The organism is Streptomyces sp. NRRL S-118, assembly GCF_000716335.1.
Lineage (GTDB): Bacteria > Actinomycetota > Actinomycetes > Streptomycetales > Streptomycetaceae > Streptomyces.
Genome location: NZ_KL591017.1, coordinates 237583 through 253766 on the forward strand (window position 1 = coordinate 237583; position 16184 = coordinate 253766).

Annotated in this window: 17 protein-coding genes; 4 read left to right on the top strand and 13 right to left on the bottom strand. The window is 72.4% G+C overall.

Annotated features, from left to right (window positions below; genetic code table 11):
- Nucleotides 1-14 precede the first annotated feature (14 nt).
- The 3 genes from IH00_RS0126145 to IH00_RS40550 all read right to left on the bottom strand — a co-directional run bounded on the left by IH00_RS0126145 (nt 15) and on the right by IH00_RS40550 (nt 2758).
- Nucleotides 15-1634, bottom strand: a complete 1620-nt coding sequence (locus IH00_RS0126145; protein ID WP_078887967.1) for a polyamine aminopropyltransferase — start codon at nt 1632-1634, stop codon at nt 15-17.
- 35 nt (nt 1635-1669) lie between these two features.
- Complete coding sequence (locus IH00_RS0126150; protein WP_031077715.1) at nt 1670-2206, bottom strand: DUF2617 family protein; 537 nt, start codon at nt 2204-2206, stop codon at nt 1670-1672.
- 324 nt (nt 2207-2530) lie between these two features.
- Entirely contained in the window at nt 2531-2758 is a 228-nt protein-coding gene (locus IH00_RS40550; protein WP_107064515.1) for a hypothetical protein, read from the bottom strand.
- A 185-nt stretch (nt 2759-2943) separates the two neighbouring features.
- On the opposite strand from IH00_RS40550, the gene IH00_RS0126155 reads away from it, so the two are divergent.
- Nucleotides 2944-4131 (top strand): pyridoxal phosphate-dependent aminotransferase, encoded by a 1188-nt coding sequence (locus IH00_RS0126155; protein WP_039947437.1) that lies wholly within the window; start codon nt 2944-2946, stop codon nt 4129-4131.
- A gap of 173 nt (nt 4132-4304) precedes the next feature.
- On the opposite strand, the gene IH00_RS0126160 is transcribed toward IH00_RS0126155, so the two are convergent.
- Entirely contained in the window at nt 4305-5051 is a 747-nt protein-coding gene (locus IH00_RS0126160) for an SDR family oxidoreductase (protein WP_031077720.1), read from the bottom strand.
- A 117-nt stretch (nt 5052-5168) separates the two neighbouring features.
- A complete protein-coding gene (locus tag IH00_RS0126165) occupies nt 5169-6068 on the bottom strand; it encodes an RNA polymerase sigma-70 factor (RefSeq protein ID WP_031077723.1) in 900 nt (299 codons plus the stop codon).
- A 290-nt stretch (nt 6069-6358) separates the two neighbouring features.
- On the opposite strand from IH00_RS0126165, the gene IH00_RS0126170 reads away from it, so the two are divergent.
- A complete protein-coding gene (locus IH00_RS0126170; RefSeq protein ID WP_031077725.1) occupies nt 6359-7528 on the top strand; it encodes a hypothetical protein in 1170 nt (389 codons plus the stop codon).
- 1 nt (nt 7529) lies between these two features.
- On the opposite strand, the gene IH00_RS0126175 is transcribed toward IH00_RS0126170, so the two are convergent.
- On the bottom strand, nt 7530-8084 hold the full coding sequence (locus IH00_RS0126175; RefSeq protein WP_031077726.1) for a type III secretion system chaperone family protein: 555 nt from the start codon (nt 8082-8084) through the stop codon (nt 7530-7532).
- 105 nt (nt 8085-8189) lie between these two features.
- Nucleotides 8190-10775: an ATP-dependent chaperone ClpB gene (gene clpB, locus IH00_RS0126180; RefSeq protein ID WP_031077728.1), complete on the bottom strand. Its 2586-nt coding sequence runs from the start codon at nt 10773-10775 to the stop codon at nt 8190-8192.
- A gap of 116 nt (nt 10776-10891) precedes the next feature.
- Between clpB and IH00_RS0126185 the strand changes: the two genes are divergently transcribed.
- Nucleotides 10892-11305 carry a pyridoxamine 5'-phosphate oxidase family protein gene (locus IH00_RS0126185; protein WP_031077731.1) on the top strand — a complete coding sequence of 138 codons (414 nt, stop codon included), beginning with the start codon at nt 10892-10894 and terminating at the stop codon, nt 11303-11305.
- A gap of 195 nt (nt 11306-11500) precedes the next feature.
- On the opposite strand, the gene IH00_RS0126190 is transcribed toward IH00_RS0126185, so the two are convergent.
- Nucleotides 11501-11818, bottom strand: coding sequence for a Rieske (2Fe-2S) protein (locus IH00_RS0126190; RefSeq protein WP_078887968.1), 318 nt, complete (start codon nt 11816-11818; stop codon nt 11501-11503).
- On the bottom strand, nt 11815-12048 hold the full coding sequence (locus IH00_RS0126195; RefSeq protein ID WP_031077736.1) for a hypothetical protein: 234 nt from the start codon (nt 12046-12048) through the stop codon (nt 11815-11817). Before IH00_RS0126195 ends, IH00_RS0126190 begins: the two co-directional genes overlap by 4 nt.
- 172 nt (nt 12049-12220) lie before the next feature.
- Here IH00_RS0126195 and IH00_RS0126200 point away from each other — a divergent pair, with 172 nt between their 5' ends.
- Entirely contained in the window at nt 12221-13159 is a 939-nt protein-coding gene (locus IH00_RS0126200) for a helix-turn-helix transcriptional regulator (RefSeq protein ID WP_234334959.1), read from the top strand.
- An 18-nt stretch (nt 13160-13177) separates the two neighbouring features.
- Here IH00_RS0126200 and IH00_RS0126205 read toward each other — a convergent pair whose 3' ends face one another.
- From IH00_RS0126205 to grpE, 4 genes are read right to left on the bottom strand one after another with little or no spacing between them, the layout of a single operon-like run.
- Nucleotides 13178-13828, bottom strand: a complete 651-nt coding sequence (locus tag IH00_RS0126205) for a DUF4232 domain-containing protein (RefSeq protein WP_199819809.1) — start codon at nt 13826-13828, stop codon at nt 13178-13180.
- A complete protein-coding gene (locus tag IH00_RS0126210) occupies nt 13825-14277 on the bottom strand; it encodes a heat shock protein transcriptional repressor HspR (protein ID WP_031077743.1) in 453 nt (150 codons plus the stop codon). The genes IH00_RS0126205 and IH00_RS0126210 overlap by 4 nt, the downstream gene beginning before the upstream one ends.
- A gap of 1 nt (nt 14278) precedes the next feature.
- Nucleotides 14279-15460, bottom strand: coding sequence for a molecular chaperone DnaJ (gene dnaJ / locus IH00_RS0126215; protein ID WP_031077744.1), 1182 nt, complete (start codon nt 15458-15460; stop codon nt 14279-14281).
- A gap of 33 nt (nt 15461-15493) precedes the next feature.
- Nucleotides 15494-16180 carry a nucleotide exchange factor GrpE gene (grpE, locus tag IH00_RS0126220; protein ID WP_031077746.1) on the bottom strand — a complete coding sequence of 229 codons (687 nt, stop codon included), beginning with the start codon at nt 16178-16180 and terminating at the stop codon, nt 15494-15496.
- Between the last annotated feature and the right edge of the window lie 4 nt (nt 16181-16184).

Genomic DNA, 16184 nt, shown 5'->3' on the forward strand with positions numbered 1-16184 from the left:
GCCCGGCCGTCACGTCACTCGGCGTACCGGGGGTGCACCAGTGTGGAGGACGGCAGATCCCGCGGCGGGTCCGGTACGGCGCAGCGACCGGCCGTCGCGGGCGGCACGGCGGGCGGGGGAGGCGGTCCGGACACCGCCGCGAGGAGGAAGCCCCGGTCCTCCGGAGCGCCTCCGCGGTCGGCGGAGCGGTCGGGCCCGGCGGGGAACCCGGACAGCCTGCCCTGCGCGCAGTACGGCCGGGTGGTGAACCCCGCGGCCCGCAGCGTGGCGTCCACCGTCCAGTACGTGTGCGGGCGGGACGCCATCGGCCCCGCGTGGACGACGAGGCGCCCGCCGTCCGCCAGGGCCCGCGCGGCCAGGGCGTAGAACTCCTCCGCATAGAGCTTGGTGCTGGCGGTGATGCCGGGGTCCGGCAGGTCCGAGACCACCACGTCGTACCCGCCCGGCTCCGCCGCCCCGCGCAGCCAGCGGAAGGCGTCGCCGTGCACCACCCGCACCCGCGCGTCGCCGTACGCGCCACCGTTGAGCCGGGAGAGCGCCGGGTCCGTCCGGGCGAGGCGCACCACGCCCGGGTCCAGCTCGACCACCGTCACGGACTCCACGTCCCGGTACCGCAGGACCTCCCGCAGCGCGAGTCCGTCGCCCCCGCCCAGGATCAGCACGCGCGTGTGCCGCCCGCGCATCGCCGGGTGCACCAGCGCCTCGTGGTACCGCCGCTCGTCGCGGCCGCTCACCCGCAACCGCCCGTCCAGGAACAGTTCCAGCGACTCGTCCGCCCCGCCGGTCAGCACCACCTCCTGGACGCCGGTCTGCACGGCGACGCGCACCCGCTCGCCGTAGACCGCCCGCCGCGCCGCGCGCTCGAAGTCGTCGACCAGGGCGGCCGCGGTCGCCAGCAGCCCGAGGACCGCCACGTTGGCGGCGACCAGCAGCCAGCGCTCCCGGCTCGTCAGGTCGCGGCCGAACAGCCACAGCACCAGCATCCCGCCCGCCACCGCGTTGACCGCCCCGGTGAACAACGCGCTGGTCAACTGGCCGAGCCAGGGCAGCAGCAGGAAGGGGAACGCCAGCCCGCCGACGAGCGCGCCCACGTAGTCCGCGGCGAACAGGTCGGCGACCGTGCCGCCCGCGTCCTGCTCGGACCGCCGTGAGACGCGCTGGATGAGCGTCATCAGCAGCGGTATCTCCGCCCCGATCAGCACGCCGATGGCGAGCGAGAACGCCACCAGCACGGGCCGTGACCCGCCGCCCGGCCCGTCGGCCGGCAGGATGTGCCCGCCCCATGCGAACGCGGCGTACAGCACCAGCGCGGAGCAGCCCCCGACCAGCGCGAGCGCGGCCTCCACCAGCCCGAAGCCGACCGCGGCCCGGCAGCGCAGCCGCTTGGCGAGCAGCGACCCGACACCCATGGCGAACACCATCACGGACAGGACGACCGAAGCCTGCGTGACCGAGTCCCCGATCAGGTACGAGGCGAGCGCCACCAGCTCGAGCTCGTACACCAGACCGCAGGCGGCGCAGACGAAGACCGCCAGCAGCACCAGGAACCGGCCCGCGCGCTGCCGCACCGGCAGCGGCGCCCCGCCCCGCGCGGACGGCGGCACGGGCAGAGGAGCGGACGGCGCTTCGATCACCCCATAACGCTACGTCACACCAGGATGACCCTTTGTCACCCACAAGGGTGCAACTGAGCAGTGGCAGGCATACGGACGCCCACACTCGTCCTGGTGACGACGAGCTGGCCTTCCTGCGGGTACGCGTGCCAGGTGCGCCACTGCACCTGCCCCTCGTGCCGCTGCGCCAGCATCGCCGTGAAGGCGTGCGGCGAGCCGGGGAACGTGCCGGCGAGACCGTTCGGGTGGTCCGCGACGAGCGCCAGCAGCTCCTGCGCCCGCCCCGCGAAGGAGCCCTCGGACAGCGTCTCGACGCGCGCGGCGAACTCGTACTCCCACGGCCCGATCCGCTTGGCCACGCCCAGCGGCAGCGGTGTGTTGCTGCCCGGGATGCACGCGACGGTCTCCGAGCAGCTGCCCTGCTCCTCCTCCAGCAGGACCTGGTGCGACGCGCCGAGGAGTCTGAGCTGGAGGGTGGCGCCGGACAGTTCGAGATCGAGCACGGCGAGCGCGGGCAGCGCCTCGCGACCCAGCGCCCAGGCCAGGTCGGCGGCGCGTGTGTCGGTATAGGCGGTCTTGAGCGTCGTGAGCATGGGTCGGCTCCGCAAACAGGGTTTGGCGGGTGGACCGGGAGCGTCCCGGGAGACGTTCAGGGAGCGGACTGGGGGATCTCCGTCTCGAAATCCACACGCGAGGTCCGGGGCTGGATGTTCTCGACAGCGAGGCAATCACGATCTGCGGCTGACTCACAGCGTTTTTACCCAACTTGACGTGCTTTCCATCCCCCAGGGGGCCTATCGGTTCAACTGTTCAACCAAAAAAGGCCCGATGGCCGTGGAACCGGTCAACCAGAGGGCGCCCGGCGGGAGTTCACCCACGCCGGGCGCCGTCCGTGGTCGCGGACCAGCTGCCCCGTGTCAGCTGCCTCCGCCACCGCAACCGCCCCCGCCGCCCCCACCCCCGCCGCAGGACGAACCTCCCCCGCAGGACGAGGCACCTCCGCAGGAGGAGCCACCACCGCCCGCCCACCAGCTGCCACCGCCGTGTGCGCGCGACCGGCGTCGGCTGCCGCCGCCCGCCAGGCTGCTGACGAAGAGCACGCCCAGCACGATCAGCACCGCGCCGAAGACCAGACCGATCACCATCGCCCTCACCTTCCCCCGTGTCCGTTCCCCCGTGTTGGTGGTGACAGGGGAATGCCCATGGCCTCGCACGCGCTAATCGGAATTGAGGAACTCCAGAGGTTTCGCGCCGCCCGTCCCTCCGGACGCGCCGCACCCGGCGTCGCGCGCACTTGAGGCGGGCGGAGGTTCGTCCCAGGATGGCCGCCATGACACGACCGCTGCGACCGCTGCTCAACCGCCGCCTCGCCGGCTTCGGCACCACGATCTTCGCGGAGATGTCCGCGCTGGCCGTGCGGACCGGCTCCATCAACCTGGGCCAGGGCTTCCCCGACACCGACGGCCCCGAGGAGATCCGGGAAGCGGCGGTGCGCGCCCTGCGCGACGGCCGCGGCAACCAGTACCCGCCGGGCCCCGGCATCCCCGAACTGCGCACCGCCGTCGCCGAGCACCAGCAGCGGCGCTACGGCCTGGCGTACGACCCCGACACCGAGGTGCTGGTCACCGCGGGCGCCACCGAGGCCATCGCGGCGTCGCTGCTGGCGCTGGTCGAACCGGGCGACGAGGTGATCGCCCTGGAGCCGTACTACGACTCGTACGCGGCCTGCATCGCCATGGCCGGCGGCACGCGGGTCCCGGTCACCCTCCGCCCCCGGGACGGCCGCTTCACGCTCGACCTCGACGAACTGCGGGCCGCCGTCACCGACCGCACGCGCCTGATCCTGCTCAACACCCCGCACAACCCCACCGGCACCGTCCTGTCCCGCGACGAACTCGCCGCCGTCGCGGCGCTCGCCGTCGAGCGGGACCTGCTCGTCGTCACCGACGAGGTGTACGAGCACCTCGTCTTCGGCACCGCCGAGCACCTGCCCATCGCCGCGTTCCCCGGCATGCGCGAGCGGACCGTGACCATCTCGTCGGCGGGCAAGACGTACTCGTTCACCGGCTGGAAGATCGGCTGGGTCACCGCGTCCCCGGAGCTGGTCGGGGCCGTGCGGTCGGTGAAGCAGTACCTCACGTACGTGTCCGGGGGGCCGTTGCAGTACGCGGTCGCCGAGGCGCTGCGCCTGCCCGACGCCTACTACGACGGCGTGCGGGCCGATCTGCGCGCCAAGCGGGAGGTGCTGTGCCAGGGGCTGGCGCAGGCCGGCTTCGGGGTGTACGCGCCGGCCGGGACGTACTTCGTCACCACCGACATCCGCCCCCTCGGCGAGACGGACGGCGTGGCCTTCTGCCGGGCGCTGCCCGAGCGCTGCGGTGTCGTCGCCATCCCGAACGCGGTCTTCTACGACCACCGCGACCAGGGCGCGCCGTTCGTGCGCTTCACCTTCTGCAAGCGGACCGAGATCCTCCAGGAGGCCGCCGCCCGGCTCAAGGGGCTCGCCCCCAGGGGGTGACCCGGCCGGGCGGACAGGACGTCCCGGGACAGCACTACTGGACGAGCAGGTCCTGGTCGCCGGTGAGCATGCCGGCCAGGACCTCGCCCGAAGCCGGATCGCACGTTGGGGGCTCACCCCGGCTCGTGGGGGCATGCGCTCACGCCGCCCGGCACGCGCCCCCGTCCCAGGCGTCAGCCTCGCGCAGGAAAACGTCCCGCCAGGAACTGCTCGAACGTGACCTCACCCACGGCCCGCTCCGGCGTCAGATGCCCGCCCGCCAGGAAACCGCGGTAGGCCTTGCCGGGCAGGCGCACGTTCAGCACGGGTCGGCGTCGTCCGCTTGCGCGCAGATAGGCCCGGGCCAACTCCGGAAGCGTACGGACCTCGGGGCCGCCCATGTCCGGCACCCGCCCCGCGGGCGCCCCGGTTGCGAGCTCGGCCAGGTGGGCGGCGACCTCCGCCACCTCGATCGGCTGGTCGGCGACCCGCGCCGGGAGCAGCATGACCGGGAGCTTCGCCGAGCCCTGGAGGAACTGCAGCACCAGGTCGTGGAACTGCGTCGTGCGCAGCACGGTCCAGCCGAGCCCCGACTCCTCGATCAGCCTTTCGACGGCAAGCTTGGTCCGGTAGTAGCCAAGCGGCACCCGGTCGACGCCGACGATCGAGATGTACGCCAGATGTCGTACCCCGGCGCGGCGGGCCGCCTCGATCAGATGGCGTGCCGCCTGCTCGTCGCCGCCGCGCGGGTTGGTCGCGCAGTGCACGACCGTGTCCACGCCCGCGACGGCAGCGGCCAGGCCGGTGCCCTCGCGCAGGTCCACGGCGTACGGCCGGGAGTGCCGGCTCAGCGCTCTCACCTCGTGCCCGTCCGCACGCAGCCGCTCGGTGAGGCGCCGGCCGAGCGTTCCGGTGCCGCCCGTCACCAGGATCGTGGTCATCGCAGTTGTCGTCCCTTCGGTGGGCGGGCGCTCCCCGGTGGAGCGCCCGTCACCCGCTGGGAACCGACGAGCGTGCACAGATGTGACAGCCTCCTCGTGTCTGCACTCGCACGCGGCTCACGCCCCGGGAGCCATGGCGGCGAACTGGCGGCCCGCGAAGATGAGTTTGTCCGGGTTGACGACGACGCGCACCTGGGCGATGACGCCCTCGCGCAGTTCGAAGGAGGCGACGGCGATGAGCTGCTCCGCCGCGTGCGCCACCAGCGCCGGCGCCCCGTTGACCTCGGCGACCGTGAGGTCCAGGCCGCCTTCGAACCGCTGCGCGCCGCCCACCAGGAAGCGCATGACCGTCTCCCGGCCAACGAGGGGCCGCCGGGCCGCGGTGACCTTGCCGCCGCCGTCGCTCCACCAGGTGACGTCCTCGGCGAGCAGCTTCTCCAGGCCTGCCAGATCGCCCTCACGTGCCGCTGCAACGAAGGACTCGACGAGTTCGCGCTGCTGCTCGGCTGCCGGTGTGAAGCGGGCCTCGGGCGTCGCCACCCGCTGGATGGCCCTGCGGTACAACTGGCGGCAGTTGGCCTCGCTCAGGTCAAGCACCCCGGCGATGTCCCGATGACCGTAGCCGAATGCCTCGCGCAGCACATAGACCGCACGCTCCGTCGGCGTGAGCCGCTCCAACAGCACCAGCAGCGCCGTCGACACGGCATCGCGCTGCTCGGCCGACTCCATCGGGCCGAGCGACCCGTCCTGCGTGAACACCGGTTCCGGCAACCACGGCCCCACGTACTGCTCGCGCTGCACACGGGCCGAGGTGATCCGGTTGAGGCAGAGGTTGGTGACAACCCTGGCGAGCCAGGCCCCCGGGTGATCGATCACCGCACGGTCGGCGCTGCTCCAGCGCAGATACGCGTCCTGCACCGCATCCTCCGCCTCCTCGGCGGAACCGAGCAACCGGTAGGCCAGGCCGAACATCCTGGGGCGGTGGGCAGTGAACTCCTCGGCGATCCCTGACGTCACGCGCCCAGCCTGCCAGAGGCGCGGGAGCATCCGGCATTCCGGCAGTTGCCCCGGATGGGACATCGGCCCACGTGTACCACCATGCGGTCATCCGGCTCCGCAGCCTCCGCCCCACCACATGATCGGAACCAGGGACGCGCCCTAGCGTCTGCCGGGGCCGCTGTCACGGCGACACGCGCGCGCGGGGCCCGCCCGGGGAGCGACCACCCGGGCGGGCCCTCTGCGCTCGCGTGGCCGCGGTGGCCCGCCGAGGGTCGGGGTGAACGATCCCGCGCGCACGGAGGTGCACCCTGTCCGCCGAGACCTGTACGGGCATCCGGTCACGGCCCCGGCGGTTTCCGCGCCGGCTCGCCGCGCTGCAGCACGCGGGGCCGGCACTGGGGGTGTTCGCCGCCGCCCGGCTGACCGGGATGCTGGTGATGGCGCTGTGGGCCTGGCACACCGGACGCTCGCCGCGCGCACTGCTGGCCGGGTCGTGGGACTCCGACTGGTACCTGCGGATCGCCGCGCACGGCTACGGGCGGACGCTGCACTGGCCTGACGGTGCCGTCCAGTCCGACCTGGCGTTCTTCCCGCTCTACCCGGGGCTGGTGCGGGCGGTGACGGCGGTCCTGCCGGTGGCGGGCGGCACGGCGGGGCTGCTGGTGTCGTGGACGGCGGCGGGGGCGGCCGCGTGGGGCGTCTTCCGGATCGGTGACCGGCTGTACGGGCGGGCGGTGGCGACGGCACTGGTGGCCCTGTGGGGGCTGCTGCCGCACTCGATCGTGCTGTCCATGGCGTACACGGAACCGGTGATGACCGCCTTCGCGGCCTGGTCGCTGTACGCCGTGCTCACCCGCCGATGGCTGTGGGCGGGGGCCCTGGCGGCGCTGGCCGGGGCGGCGCGGCCGAACGGGGTCGCGGTCGCGGCTGCGGTGCTGGTGGCCGCCGGGTGCGAGCTGGCCGGGAACCGGGGTCGCGGCGACTGGCGGCTGTGGGCGGGGGCCGTGGTGGCGCCGGCCGGGTGGGCGGGGTACGTGCTGTGGGTCGGGGCCCGCACGGGGGACGTGCTGGGCGGGTACTTCGCGGTGCAGGCCGGCTGGACGTCGCGGTTCGACTTCGGTGCCGGGACCTGGCGCTTCGCGCGGACCGTGGTGACGCGGCCCATGGACCTCGGTTTCACGATGTCGCTGGCGCTGACGGCGGTGGGGGTCGTGCTGTTCGCGCTGTTCCTGCTGGAGCGGCCGCCGCTGCCGCTGCTGGTGTACACGGCGGTCCTGGTGGCGATCGTGGTGGGCGGCTCGGGGTTCTTCGAGTCGAAGCCGCGCTTCCTGCTGCCGGCGTTCCCGCTGCTGCTGCCGGTGGCGTGCGCCCTGCGCAGAGCCCGGCCCGGGGCGGCGGTCGTGGTGATCGCCGCCCTGGCCGGGCTGTCCTTCGCCTACGGGGCGTACGCACTGACGCTCGCCACCATGGCCCTGTGACTCAGGCGGTGCCGTCGCCGTCGGTGCCCTCGGGCCCCTCGGAACCCTCGGCGCCCTCCAGGCCGAACTGCTCCACGAGCCACTTGTCGAACTCGATCGACGCGCGGACCCAGCTGACCGTCGACTGCACGAAGTGCTCCAGGCTCACGCCCGTGCCGATCAGCATCTGCGCCTCGCCGATGAGCCGGACGGTGGCGCCGCCCTGCTCGTCCTCGTGGAGGTGCGTGTAGACCTTGGGCCACAGGGTGCGGCGGTTCCAGTCGTCGATCGTCTCCAGGATCCGCTCCTTGTTCTCGACCGGGTGCGGCCGGTCGTAGAACGTCCGCACCGAGAAGACCTGCTGGTCCCCCTCGCCGCGGAACATGAAGTAGGTGCGGAACTCCTCCCACGGCGCGGCGAGGTCACCCTCGTCGTCGACGACGTACTTCAGCTCCATCTGCTCGAGGAGCTGCTTGACGAGGTCCTGGTCGGGGACGACGGGGCCCGCCGGTCCTGCGGCCTGCTGCGGCTGGGGCTGGCCCCCGAAATTCGGAATCGAGGACGGGTCGATGCTCACCGTGAATTTCCCTTCGTACGATTGCGGCCATCCTCTCCCATCCCGGGCCGTCGGTGCCAAGCCCGTGCCGCGGGGATCCGCCTACGGCCGGCGGATCCCCTGCGCCTACCGGGTGACGCCGACGATCAGGTCGTCGCCGGCGCGGTCCACCCGGACCGTGTCGCCGTCCTTGACCTCGCCGGCGAGGATCTCCCTGGCGAGCCGGTCGCCGATGGCCGTCTGGACCAGACGGCGCAGCGGGCGGGCGCCGTACGCCGGGTCGAAGCCCTCCACGGCGATCCAGTCCAGGGCCTCGGGGGTGACCTCCAGGGTGAGCCGGCGCTCGGCGAGGCGCCGTGCCAGGCGGTCGATCTGGAGCCGCGCGATGTGGGCGAGCTGGTCCCGGTCGAGGGCGGTGAACACGACGATGTCGTCGAGGCGGTTGAGGAACTCCGGCTTGAAGGAGGCCCGCACCACCTCCAGCACCTGCTCCTTCTTCTGCTCCTCCGGGGTCAGCGGGTCCATCAGGAAGGTGCTGCCGAGGTTGGAGGTGAGGATCAGGATGGTGTTGCGGAAGTCGACCGTGCGGCCCTGCCCGTCGGTCAGCCGGCCGTCGTCCAGCACCTGGAGCAGGATGTCGAAGACCTCCGGGTGGGCCTTCTCCACCTCGTCCAGCAGCACCACGCTGTACGGGCGGCGGCGGACCGCTTCGGTGAGCTGGCCGCCCTCCTCGTACCCGACGTAGCCGGGGGGCGCGCCGACGAGCCGGGCGACGCTGTGCTTCTCGCCGTACTCGCTCATGTCGATGCGGACCATGGCCCGCTCGTCGTCGAAGAGGAAGTCGGCGAGCGCCTTGGCCAGCTCGGTCTTGCCGACGCCGGTCGGGCCGAGGAACAGGAACGAGCCGGTGGGGCGGTCGGGGTCGGAGATGCCGGCGCGGGTGCGGCGCACCGCGTCCGACACCGCCCGCACGGCCTCGCTCTGGCCGATCAGGCGGCGGCCGATCTCCTCCTCCATGCGCAGCAGCTTCTGCGTCTCGCCCTCCAGCAGGCGGCCGGCCGGGATGCCGGTCCAGGAGCCGACGACGTCGGCGATGTCGTCGGCGCCGACCTCGTCCTTGACCATCGTGTCCCGGGCGGCCTCCTGCTCGGCCTCGCTGGCCGCCTCCAGCTCCCGCTCCAGGGCGGGGATCTCGCCGTACAGCAGCTTGGAGGCGGTGTCGAAGTCACCGTCGCGCTGGGCGCGCTCGGCCTGGCCGCGCAGGTCGTCCAGCCTCTCCTTCAGCTCACCGACGCGGTTGAGGCCCTGCTTCTCCTTCTCCCAGCGGGCGGTCAGGCCGCGCAGCTCCTCCTCCTTGTCGGCGAGGTCGCGGCGCAGCTTCTCCAGGCGCTGCAGCGAGCCGGGGTCGGACTCGTTCTTCAGCGCCAGCTCCTCCATGCGGAGGCGGTCGACGGCGCGCTGCAGCTCGTCGATCTCGACGGGCGAGGAGTCGATCTCCATGCGCAGCCGGGACGCGGCCTCGTCGACGAGGTCGATGGCCTTGTCGGGCAGGAAGCGCGAGGTGATGTAGCGGTCGGAGAGCGTGGCGGCCGCGACGAGCGCGGAGTCGGCGATCTGGACCTTGTGGTGGGCCTCGTACCGGCCCTTGAGGCCGCGGAGGATGGCGATGGTGTCCTCGACCGTCGGCTCGGCGACCAGGACCTGCTGGAAGCGGCGTTCCAGGGCGGGGTCCTTCTCGATGCGCTCGCGGTACTCGTCCAGGGTGGTGGCGCCGACCATGCGCAGCTCGCCGCGGGCGAGCATCGGCTTGAGCATGTTGCCCGCGTCCATGGCGGAGTCGCCGCCGGCGCCCGCGCCGACGACCGTGTGCAGCTCGTCGATGAACGTGATGATCTGGCCGTCGCTGTCCTTGATCTCGGACAGGACGGTCTTCAGCCGCTCCTCGAACTCGCCGCGGTACTTCGCGCCGGCCACCATGGCGCCCAGGTCGAGCGCGACCAGCCGCTTGTTCTTCAGGCTCTCGGGCACGTCGCCCTTGACGATGCGCTGGGCGAGTCCCTCGACGACGGCGGTCTTGCCGACACCGGGCTCACCGATGAGCACCGGGTTGTTCTTCGTACGGCGGGACAGCACCTGCACCACGCGGCGGATCTCCTGGTCCCGGCCGATGACCGGGTCGAGCTTGCCCTCGCGCGCGGCGGCGGTGAAGTCGGTGCCGAACTTCTCCAGGGCCTTGTACTGGCCCTCCGGATCGGGTGTGGTCACCCGGCGTCCTCCCCTTGCCTTCTCGAAGGCGTCCAGCAGCTTCCTGGCGTTCGCGCCCTGCCGGTCGAGTTCCTCGGCGGCCTGGCCGCCCTTGGCCGCGATGCCGATGAGCAGGTGCTCCGTCGACACGTAGTCGTCGCCGAGCTCCTTGGCGCGCTGCGAGGCGTCGGCGACGACGGCGAGCAGGTCACGGTTGGGCTGCGGGGGCGCGACGGTGGATCCGGTGACGCTGGGCTGGGCGGCGAGCAGCCGCTCGGCCGCCGAGCGCACGCCGGCCTGGTCGGCCTCGACGGCGGCCAGCAGGTCGATGATGTTCTCGTTGTCCTGGCCCTCGAGCAGCGCGAGCAGCAGGTGCGCGGGGGTCAGATCGGGATGCCCCTCGGACACGGCGCGGCTGGTGGCGGCGTTGAGGGCGTCCCGGCTCCGGTTGGTCAGCTCGGCGTCCACGTTCGCTTTCTCCTCCTTCTGAGCCCTGAGAAGCCTTTACTCATACAACGTACACAAAGTTGAGTCTATTCCACTCAAGGTGGTGGGCGGTAGCGGCCCCGGGTAGGTTCCGGCCCATGGCCATAGACCTGCGGAACCCCGGCGACTCGTACCTCGGCTTCTGGCGCGAGTACCACATGTGCACCCTGACGACGCCCCGTCCCGACGGCACTCCGCACGTCGTCGCGGTCGGCGTGACCTACGACCCCGAGGGCGGCGAGAAGGGCATCGCCCGGGTCATCACCAACAAGCGCAGCCGGAAGGTGGCCAACGTCCTGGCCGCGGGCACGGACGGCGCGCGGGTCGCGGTCTGCCAGGTGGACAAGGGGCGCTGGGCGACCCTGGAGGGCGTCGCGCGGATCCGGACGGAGCCGGAGGCCGTGGCGGACGCGGTCGCCCGGTACGCGGAGCGCTACGGCCGTACGCCGTCACCCAACCCGGACCGGGTCGTCATCGAGATCGCGCTGACGCGGGCGATGGGGCGGGCGTAGGGCCGGTCTTCCGGATCCTGCCGGGCACGCGCACCGGGCCACGCGCCCTGATCCGGCCGTACCGAAGGACAGGCCCTGGTCGCGCGGCGCGTCGCTGTGCGGGCACAGCACAGCGGCACCATCGCGTTTCAGGTCCGCGATGGTGCCGCTGTGTGGGGGAAGCACCTGAGCGATCTACAACGACGGGGGAACCGCTCAGGCGCTGCGGGGGGTGGCGGTGGTGGTCTCCACCTCGACGAGCTGATGATCGCGCTGGTCGAGGTTGACGAAAATCATGCCGTAACGAATGGCGCACCGGACGGGCTGCGGGGCGCCCCTGGGACGGCGCAGACACCGGTAGGCGCGGATGTCCTCGTCGTCGCCGCGCGTGATGACGATCGGCTCTCCGAAGAGGGTGACCATCAACGAATCGCCACTGTGCGGCACGGCCGTGACGAGGTCGATGAAGTGCCACCCCGAGCGGTAGGCGGACGCCATCTCACGCCGGAAGCGAGGGTCTTCGGGAACTGTCATGCCCCCACGGACCCCCAGCCGGGATCGGCGGCGCTGGGAGCCGACTCCCAGCCCGGGTCCTGGGCCGCGGTGACGCTCTGCGTCGCCACACCCCAGCCCGGATCCTTGGCCTCCGCGACGTGCGGCGTCCTCGCGCCCCAGCCAGGATCCCCGGCGGACGCCACGGTTCCCACCGCCGCAGCAGCGAAGAGCGCGACACCGACAACGGTGCGTATGAGCTTCTTGGCCATGACCGAGCAACCTCACTTGAAGGTAATACATCCCGCTCCCCCGCAGCCATGACGATGGCTCACTCCCCACGCTTCCACCACTGGCTCAATGCATCATGTTCCTGAATCGGAAAAGCCTGGGGGTGTACATATGCAACCGGATAGGGATGAACAGGGACATCCCCATAGCCACATGGAGCTCTGCGAGACCGGTTCTCAGCTCTACGCGGATGCTCTACGGGCCGGGCGCATCTCCCGCGCGGAAGTCGCGCCGGCACCCTGCCTTCTCGACCTCGACCTGCTGCGACCGGACCCGGACGACGCGCAGTGGCTGCGGCCCGTACCGCCGTCGGCGGCCCTGGCGCAGTTGATACTGCCGATCGAGAAGGAAATACAGGAGCGCAGGCGGCTCACCGTCGCTCTTGCCGACGCTTTCGAGCCATTCATGGCGGTCAGCGCCCACGATCCCTCCACCACCCACGCGATCAGCGTGCTGGAAGGCCTGAAACGGATCAACGCGAGCCTGGACCGCGCCGTCGGGGACTGCTCGGTGGAACTACTGACCGTCCAGCCCGGCAGCGGCCGCAGCGCGCACACCTTCGGCGAGGCGCTGCGCCGGGTCCGCCCGCTCCTGGGCCGGGGCATCCGGATGCGCACCCTCTACCAGCACACGGCGCGCCACCAGCCCATCACCCTGTCCTACCTGGAGCGGATCGGCCCCGAGGTCGAGGTGCGCACGCTGGAAGAGATCATCGACCGGCTCATCATCGTCGACCGCAAGGTCGCCTTCGTGCCCGCCAGCCGCGACCGGCAGGTCGCCCTGGAACTGCGCCACCCCGGGCTGGTGGAGTACCTGGTCGGCGTCTTCGAGCAGTTCTGGCTCCAGGCCATCCCGCTGGACGAGCCCGTCACCTACGAGCCCCACCCCCACGGCATCAGCGGCGTTCAGCGCTCCATCGCCAAGCTGCTGGTGGAGGGCCACGTCGACGAGGCGATCGCCCGCCGCCTCGGCATGAACGTACGGACCTGCCGGGCGCACATCGCCAAGCTCGCCTCCGCGCTGGGCAGCGGCAGCCGCGCCCAGCTCGGTTACCTGATCGCCCGGTCCGGCCTCCTCGAACGGGACCACTGACCCGGGCCGGCCGGAAGGTCAGTCACGCGGCCGCGCCCAGGGCGTCACCTCCACCGCACCGGTGTTGCCCAGGTCCAGCGGGCCGTCGTCCGGCGCGACCGTCTGCGCCGCGACACCCGGCGCGGGCGTCACCCGCAGATACGCGCCGCTCGTCGCCACGACGTCCGTACGGGTCACCGTGTTCCGCCAGATCACCGACGCCTCCGCCCGCTCCCCCGGCCGCAGCACGAACGCCGAGCGCCGCGCCCCGCCGTCGACGTGGGCCCCGAGCCGTACGGCGACGTCCAGCTTCTCCCGCTCCTCGTCGAGGACTTCCAGCACCGGGTAACCGCTCACCCCGAACGGCTCCGTGCCGCAGTTGACCAGGAACACCCCCATGCCGCGCACCCCCATCGCCGCGCTGACGGGTCCCGTCGTGACCCGGACGCCGGACCCGGGGCACCGCGCATCGCCGCCACCGCCGCCCGCCGGGACCTCGGTGGCCTCCGGACCGGTGGGAGCCACCGAGGGCCCGGAAGGCGCCGTGGACGCGCTCGTACGGGTGGGGAGGGGCGCGCTGCCCGTCCCGTCGTCGCAGGCCGCCGTGAGGGCCACCAGGGCCGCCACCGCCGCGTACAGCCCGAAGGCCCCCTTCGTACGACGAAGGGGGCCCGGGGAAGGAGTCGTCACTGCTCGCCGCGTTTGGCCGCCGGACGCCACACCACCAGCGCGCTGGCCTGCTGCACGTCCTGGTACGGCACGAGGTCGCGCCGGTAGGAGGCGTGCACCTGGGCCTCGCGCTGGCGCATCGCCGCCGCCGCACCCTCGACCGCCGCACTGAGCTCGGCGACCCGGGCCTGGAGTGCGGCGACCTGGTTCTCCAGCTCGATGATCCGCTTGATGCCGGCCAGGTTGATGCCCTCGTCCTGCGACAACTGCTGCACCTGGCGGAGCAGTTCGATGTCGCGGGCCGAGTAGCGCCGGCCACGGCCCGCCGTACGGTCCGGCGAGACCAGGCCGAGCCGGTCGTACTGCCGCAGCGTCTGCGGGTGCAGCCCGCTCAGCTGGGCCGCCACCGAGATGACGTAGACCGGCGTCTCATCGGTCAGCTCGTACGGGTTGCGTCGACGTCCGTCCATCTCAAGCCCCCTTCGCGGCCTGGAACAGCTCAGCTCGCGGATCCTCGTCCGCCGTCGCCTGACGGTACGTCTCCAGGGCCTCGCGCGCCTTGTCGTTGAGGCCCTCGGGCACCGCCACCTCGACGGTGACGAGCAGGTCCCCGCGCGTACCGTCCTTGCGCACCGCGCCCTTGCCACGGGCGCGCATCGTACGGCCGTTGGGCGTACCGGCCGGGATCTTCAGGGTGACCGGCGGCCCGCCCAGGGTGGGAACCCTTATCTCACCGCCGAGCGCCGCCTCGTCGAACGACACCGGCACCGTGACGGTGAGGTTGTCGCCCTTGCGGCCGAAGACCGGGTGGGCACCGACGTGCACCACCACGTACAGGTCACCGGCCGGGCCGCCCCGCTCGCCGGGCGCGCCCTTGCCGCGCAGCCGGATCCGCTGCCCGTCGGACACGCCCGCCGGGATGCGGACCTGCATGGTGCGCGACGACTTGGCGCGGCCGCTGCCGTGGCAGACCTCGCAGGGGTTCTCCGCGATCAGGCCGCGGCCCTTGCAGTCCCGGCAGGGGTCGGTCAGCGAGAAGCCGCCGCCCGAGCCGCGCGACACCTGGCCGGTGCCGACGCAGGTCGGGCAGACCCGCGGGGTGCCGTTCTTGTCGCCCGTCCCCGAACACGCCTTGCACGGCTGCTGGCTGGACATCCGCAGCGGGACCGTGGCCCCCTCGACCGCCTCGGTGAAGCTGAGCGTCACCTCGGACTCGATGTCCTGGCCACGGCGCGGCTGCGTGCGCGGGCCCGCGCCGCCGCGGCCGCCGAACAGCCCGCCGAACACGTCCCCGAGCCCGCCGCCGAAGCCGCCGGCACCGGCACCGCCCCCGCCCTGGGCACCTCCGAAGAGGTCGCCCAGGTCGAAGTTGAAGGTGCCGCCGGCCCCACCGGGGCCGGGGCGGAAGCCACCGTTGCCGAAGAGGGCGCGCGCCTCGTCGTACTCCTTGCGCTTCTTCGGGTCTCCGAGGACGTCGTTCGCCTCGGAGATCTCCTTGAAGCGCGCCTCGGCGGCGGCGTCGCCCTTGTTGGCGTCCGGGTGGAACTCACGGGCGAGCTTCCGGTACGCCTTCTTGATCTCCGCCTCGGTGGCGTCCTTGGGGACGCCGAGAACCTTGTAGTAGTCCTTCTCCACGAAGTCCTTCGTGCTCATCGACGTCCCTCCTCCCGGTTACCCCTCAACGCGTCAGCCCTCCTCGGGGCCACCGCTCTCCTCGTCGGCGGACTTGTCCTCCGTACCGGATTCCTTCGCGGCGCTCCCGGCGTCCTTGGGCGCCGCCCCCGGCTGGGGCTCGGCGACCGCGACACGGGCGGGCCGGATGGTCCGCTCGCCGATCCGGTACCCGGGCTGCAGGATCGCGACGCAGGTCGTCTCGCTGACGTCCGGTGCGTACGAGTGCATGAGCGCCTCGTGGATCGTCGGGTCGAAGGGCTCGCCCTCCTTGCCGAACTGCTGCAGGCCCATCTTGGCGGCGACCGTCTCCAGGGATTCGGCCACCGACTTGAAGCCGCCCACCAGCTCGCCGTGCTCACGGGCCCGGCCGATGTCGTCGAGCACGGGCAGGAGCTCGGTCAGGAGGCTCGCCACGGCGAGCTCCTTGACCGTCACCCGGTCGCGCTCGACCCGGCGGCGGTAGTTCTGGTACTCGGCCTGGAGCCGCTGGAGGTCCGCCGTGCGCTCGCTGAGCGCGGTGCGGGTCTGGTCCAGCTGGGCCGTCAGGCCGGCCACCTGTGCGTGTGCGTCCCCGGCCCGGTCCGCCGGGACCTCCTCCGCCTGCGGCGAAGTGGTCTCGGCGGCCTCGGCGGCGTCGCCGGTGGCGTCGCCGGAGGGGACGTCGGGCTTCTCCTCGAAGCCCGGGGTCTCCTCCGTCATGCGG